Origin of the sequence: Mogibacterium pumilum, from assembly GCF_002243385.1 — a bacterium.
Lineage (GTDB): Bacteria > Bacillota > Clostridia > Peptostreptococcales > Anaerovoracaceae > Mogibacterium > Mogibacterium pumilum.
The window spans coordinates 197,789-203,049 of record NZ_CP016199.1; the positions used below are offsets into that span (position 1 = coordinate 197,789).

Annotated in this window: 8 protein-coding genes; 4 read left to right on the forward strand and 4 right to left on the reverse strand. The window is 43.1% G+C overall.

Features of this window, described 5'->3' with window-relative positions; translation table 11 throughout:
• The coding region (locus tag AXF17_RS01020) for a serine aminopeptidase domain-containing protein (protein WP_207651568.1) at positions 1–377 on the forward strand (377 nt) is incomplete at its 5' end.
• A 467-nt stretch (positions 378–844) separates the two neighbouring features.
• On the opposite strand, the gene AXF17_RS01030 is transcribed toward AXF17_RS01020, so the two are convergent.
• Together AXF17_RS01030 and AXF17_RS01035 are read right to left on the reverse strand one after the other, a co-directional pair.
• A complete protein-coding gene (locus tag AXF17_RS01030; protein ID WP_157682510.1) occupies positions 845–1,708 on the reverse strand; it encodes a PHP domain-containing protein in 864 nt (287 codons plus the stop codon).
• Between the two features lie 120 nt (positions 1,709–1,828).
• Positions 1,829–2,869, reverse strand: coding sequence for an FAD:protein FMN transferase (locus AXF17_RS01035; protein WP_094233410.1), 1,041 nt, complete (start codon positions 2,867–2,869; stop codon positions 1,829–1,831).
• Between the two features lie 42 nt (positions 2,870–2,911).
• On the opposite strand from AXF17_RS01035, the gene AXF17_RS01040 reads away from it, so the two are divergent.
• Both AXF17_RS01040 and AXF17_RS01045 read left to right on the forward strand, forming a co-directional pair.
• On the forward strand, positions 2,912–3,289 hold the full coding sequence (locus AXF17_RS01040) for a NusG domain II-containing protein (protein ID WP_094233411.1): 378 nt from the start codon (positions 2,912–2,914) through the stop codon (positions 3,287–3,289).
• Positions 3,270–3,824 carry a Gx transporter family protein gene (locus AXF17_RS01045; RefSeq protein WP_094233412.1) on the forward strand — a complete coding sequence of 185 codons (555 nt, stop codon included), beginning with the start codon at positions 3,270–3,272 and terminating at the stop codon, positions 3,822–3,824. The genes AXF17_RS01040 and AXF17_RS01045 overlap by 20 nt, the downstream gene beginning before the upstream one ends.
• Positions 3,825–3,925: 101 nt before the next feature.
• Here the strand turns inward: AXF17_RS01045 and AXF17_RS09100 are convergent, their stop codons facing one another.
• Together AXF17_RS09100 and AXF17_RS01050 are read right to left on the reverse strand one after the other, a co-directional pair.
• On the reverse strand, positions 3,926–4,102 hold the full coding sequence (locus AXF17_RS09100) for a hypothetical protein (protein ID WP_207651569.1): 177 nt from the start codon (positions 4,100–4,102) through the stop codon (positions 3,926–3,928).
• A gap of 283 nt (positions 4,103–4,385) precedes the next feature.
• Positions 4,386–4,586, reverse strand: a complete 201-nt coding sequence (locus tag AXF17_RS01050) for a DUF1858 domain-containing protein (RefSeq protein WP_094233413.1) — start codon at positions 4,584–4,586, stop codon at positions 4,386–4,388.
• Positions 4,587–4,806: 220 nt separating this feature from the next.
• On the opposite strand from AXF17_RS01050, the gene AXF17_RS01055 reads away from it, so the two are divergent.
• The coding region (locus tag AXF17_RS01055; protein WP_157682614.1) for a phosphatidylglycerol lysyltransferase domain-containing protein at positions 4,807–5,261 on the forward strand (455 nt) is incomplete at its 3' end.

Consider the following 5,261-nt stretch of genomic DNA (forward strand, 5'->3'; position numbering starts at 1 on the left):
CTACTTACGAGAAGAGCAGCGCGATGTCAGAACCGAGGTACACGTATATATTTAATCAGCGTCTTGAAGACAGTCACTATCATACAAATATGATGTCTAACGGCTGGGGCTACGCAAGTTTCCGCGCAACTCCTAAAATTCTGAAAGATGCTGGCAAGATAGAGATTCCAGTTTTGCTCTTAACATCTGGAAACGATGCACTTGTAGATCCAAGTGGTCACTACAAATTTGCAGGTAGCACCCCGAACACCGAGTTCGTCATATATGAAGGCGCCAGGCACGAGCTATATAACGGAACTGACGAGATACTAGATGACTACTACACTAGAATATTTGAGTTTGTTGAGAAAATTATAGAGTCGAAAGCTAACTCATAGTTCGCTCATCTGAACTCAGAATACGTAAAAAAATAAGCCATTTCCGATACAGGGGAGTGGCTTATCACTTATTGAAAATCCTTTTAAAAAGAAGTTATTACCGCCCCTATGCCGAAGATAATTCTCGATATATTGGCAACTATAATAGGGTAATCTCGCTTTTCCTTACACACGCCGTATGTCACCCACAGCGTGCAGTTTATTGCTGCAGTAGCGGCTGAATAAAGCTTCCTTTGTTGCCATTGAGGTTGCTCATAATCTGCGCGATATATGCTACGTACATAAGAGTCGACATGCATGTTCCTGCCCAGCCTAGCATAGTTGCTTTCTTCTCACTTATGTTATACCCTCCTTTATTTTCTCTATATCTCTTTTACGAACACGGGCATTATATACAACTATCTAGGGGCATCAAGATTAAATTCTTATAAATTCGCATCATAATGATATTTATATCGAACAAATTACTATTCTGTTCTCCTTCTCCTAAGCTCTGCAACGAGGCTTAAATCGTAGTCATAAACAGGTTTTTTGCTCACGCCTAATTCTCCAATTTCCACGTTTTTATTCTTGCCATGAAAATCACTGCCTCCACTCACCAGAAGGTCCCGCCTCTCTGCAATCTCTAGAAGCATCTCGATTTCATTATCATCGTATCTGGAATAGAAGCATTCCAGTCCTTCGATCCCTATAGCTTGCAGAACATCGAGTTTAGCTTCGAAATCAGCTCTATCCATATGTTCTTCATTCTCACCACCGAGTGGATGAGCCCATATAGCAACTCCTCCAGATGACTTAATCGCCCTAATGGCCAGTTCTGCTGGAATCCTATTGTCTGCTCCGAACTCGAGGTGCCTATTGATAACTTCTGTCCGTGTACCGGGAATTCCTTTTCGCATTAGGATATTAGCTATGTGTGGCTTTCCTGCTGACGGGATTGCTTCTAGCTCCGTAACCTCTTCTCTAGTTAATTCTATACCATCCACTTCTCTAAGGTGTTCAATTCTAATCGCGAGCTTGTCTTCCCTCTTCACCTCTGCAGCAGAAAGTGCTTCCCTAAAGGCAGGATGTTTGTCATCATACGAGTATCCGAGGATGTGGCACTTGATTTCGCCGGTTTCACAAGAGAACTCTATGCCTTTGTAAAACTCCATATCTTCTGGAACCATTCCCTGAACCTCATTAGCACCAGCAGTAGTGTCATGGTCTGTCAGAGAGAATACTTTGATGCCAGATGCTTTGACCATCTGCACGACTTCCTGTGGACTATACGATCCGTCAGATGCCGTGGTATGCAAGTGCATATCGACTAATATTCTATTGTCCTTCAATCTATGCACCTTCCTTTTCTGGTTTCCGTTGCATATACCTGCATCTCGGTATATGTGTCTACGCAGGATTATCCTAAGCATATCTCGCTACTTATTCGCGCAAGCTAACGGTTCGTTAACTTATTCGGCAGTGAATTTCATACCTTTGGTCTTGGCAACTTCTTTGCCCTCTGCGCTAAAGACAGCTTCTACACCCTTCTGTTTCTTGATAAACACCTTACCGCCATCTACACCCTTCATCAGGCAAATTGTGCTCATAGCGTCGATGTCCATCGAGCGACCTTTCTTCGCCACCAAGCTGACCGCCTCGAGCTGCGTTTCAACTGGATATCCGGTCTTACTACTCAATACGTGGTGGTAAATCTTGCCGTTCTGCTGAAACTGCCTCTCGTAAATTCCCGAGGTTACAACAGTCTGATTCTTCGCCGTCGTCGTTCCGATAATCTCAGTTCTATCTGTGTAAGGCTTCTCGATTCCGATTATGAATGGACTACCATCAGGCTTACTTCCTATCGTAGAAATGTTTCCGCCGAGGTTGATTACCGCAGAGGTTACCCCCTCTTTCTCAAGAAGAGTTGTAAGCTCATCTGCAACGTACCCCTTGGCGATTCCCCCGAGGTCGAGTTTCGCCTTCGGATCCGCTAGTCTTATCTTGTTTCCGTCAAATTGAATATTCTTGTAATTGACATGCTTCAGCGCTTCGGTGATTTTGGACTGCTCTGGCACTACCGGATTCTCCGCCTGGAAATCCCATAGTCCCGATACTGATCCGATAGTTATGTCGAAGTCACCGTCTGAAAGTTCACCGTACTTCACGCCAGCCTTTACGACCTTAAGTGTGTCTTTACCTACAGGCACCCAATTCCCACCAGCGTTGTTAATCTGACTTACTTCACTGGAATCAATCGTGTTGCTAAGTGTGTTCTCGAGTTCACGGCAGCGCTTATAAGCCTTGTCGATTGCAGCCTCTGCCTTATCCTTATCAAGTTCTCCATCCATATCGTATATCGAAATCTTGCACACCGTATCGAGATAGAAGCCTTCCTTTGAGACAGGCTCAACATCCTTGGTGCTCTTGCAAGCTGTCTGTGTTATAATAACCGTTGCGATTATTACGAATATTAACGAAAGTTTTATGGTTTGTTTACTAAGTCTAATCAATGTATTACCTCACAATTAAGGGGTGACGGGGAATAACGAATAATGTTAAAAGGATTTGTAAGAAAAGCGGATATTATCCTCTTCGTAATCCTCATCTCATTCGGCATCGCCTCCTCGGTATGGCTCAGCATGACGAGTCATTCGGGAGAAAAAGCCATAGTGAAAGTTGATGGCAAGATGTACGGGGTGTACAGCTTGTCTGAGGATAAAACGATTGCGGTAAAGCAGGGTAATAAGCTTAACGTAATAAAAATAAAGCACGGCTCCGTGACGATGTCCGAGGCATCGTGCGATAATCAGGTGTGCGTAAAGCACAAATCAATAAGCAGGACCGGGGAAAGCATCATCTGCCTTCCTAACAAGGTAGTCGTTTCGATAAGCGGAAAGGGGGCGAACAGCTATGACTCAATCTCGAGTTAATCGTTCAAACGAATCTTCATCTAGAACCACTCGTGGCCGTAGCAATAACGTCGCGGTAGTCGCGCTTCTAGCTTCACTAGCACTCATTTTATCGTATATCGAAGCTATTATACCATATACTCCAGGCATTCCGGGGATCAAATTAGGGATAGCTAACTTAGTTGCTGTCGTAGCTCTGTATAAGCTCTCAGCCAAGCATGCTGTGATGCTAAATGCGATTAGAATCATCGTTGCCGGACTCCTTTTCACCGGAGTGTTCGGCATGCTCTACTCTCTCGCAGGAGCGACTATCAGTTTGATAGGCATGATTCTCCTCAAGAAGACCGAACTCTTCAGCATCACTGGAGTCAGTATGGCGGGCGGATTTCTGCATAACATGGGGCAGCTGGCGATTGCGGCCATCCTAATCAACGACATCCGGATTTTCTACTACCTTCCTGTACTTATGATTTCTGGAACTGTTGCAGGTGTTGCGATTGGAATAGCCGCCGATCTGGTGATTAGAAGGGCGAAGTTTATTAGATACGTTCAGTAAAGTGTTACTAAAATAATAGACTGCAAGATTTATTCTCGCAGTCATTTTTAATTCATCTTCATATTTAATCTGCTTTTATTTTCAACTTAACCAAGGGTCACTTATTGATCCGACTCTTCATCATGCACAATATAAACGATCATGCCACCAGTTGACTTCGCACCAGTATTCCATAGAGCCTTAAGATCTAGCCACTTATAGTCACTATAAGTTACAGCTTTGACTTTGACCCCTTCTTGGGTTTCTTTATATCCATTTGCCAGATACCAGTGCCACATAAGGTGCGGAACCAATCCTGGTTGCCGTCATAAGAATTCCCTATATAATGATAGCTTAATTCTCTCTGCATTCCTGTTAAGTCCTTCTTCTACTTATTCCAATTTATCTGAATATGAGGTGCAGCGGAGTTAACGCTCCACACTATATTATTCATTCCATTCCGTATGTCAGTAGTCTGCATAACAGATTCCTAATTCGAAATTTTAGCCTTCAAAAGCAAAAGCAGGGCAATCATGCCCTGCGATATACCGAAGTTATAATTCCAACTAAAAATCAATCAACTTATGCCTCAAGAGCAGCGTTAAGTGAGTTGATTAGCTGGTCTGCATCAAGTCCGTGAACCTGAGCAGCCTGTCCGATGGACTCTCCTTGAGATGCCGGGCAGCCGATGCACATCATTCCGTTCTGAAAGAATACCTGAATTAGATCAGGGTTCTCGTTGATAACATCTCCGATAATCGTATCTTTTGTAATCTTAGCCATTTATCTTTTATCCCCTTTCCGAATGTTATTTCTATTTTTCTATTGCAACAGTACCACTTTGAAGGTATAAAATCAATACTAGTAAAGTATATTTTTAAATTCCTACTTGTTCACTCGGAATTCACTTTACATGTTGGTTTTTAGTGCTATAATGAGATGTTAATTTTACAAAATAGAATCGTATAATGTTGTTAAAAGTTCAAAATAAAGGGAGCGACTAATGTTAGAATTTAGACCTGTCAGATTAGATGACCAAGATTTCGCCAAAACTGTCATCTGCTCGAGCGGATGTCATGGAGCCGACTACAGTTTTGCAAATTTATATATTTGGAGGAATGCGTACGAACCGGAGATTGCTTTTAGGGGCAATCGTATGGTAATTAGAATGCCAAAGTTTGGTTATATATTTGCATACCCAAAGGGCAGCGGTGATGTTGCACCGATTATCGAGGAGTTGCGTGAAGACGCACATTCCCGTGGTCAGAAACTCATAATGCGTGGTCTCACACCGAAGACACTCGAAGAATTTGAACCTCTATACGGCGACCAGTTTACAATCGAGGAAAACCGTGAGGATGCTGATTACATCTACACAGTAGAGAAGCTCCGCGACCTTAGAGGACGTAAGTTATCGTCTAAACGCAATCACATCAAGCACTTTGAGAGAAATGGCGA

Coding starts and splice junctions, on each gene's coding strand:
- AXF17_RS01040 (WP_094233411.1), top strand. CDS start 2,912: ATGTTAAAAGGATTTGTAAGAAAAGCGGATATTATCCTCTTCGTAATC.
- AXF17_RS01045 (WP_094233412.1), top strand. CDS start 3,270: ATGACTCAATCTCGAGTTAATCGTTCAAACGAATCTTCATCTAGAACC.
- AXF17_RS09100 (WP_207651569.1), bottom strand. CDS start 4,102: ATGTGGCACTGGTATCTGGCAAATGGATATAAAGAAACCCAAGAAGGG.
- AXF17_RS01050 (WP_094233413.1), bottom strand. CDS start 4,586: ATGGCTAAGATTACAAAAGATACGATTATCGGAGATGTTATCAACGAG.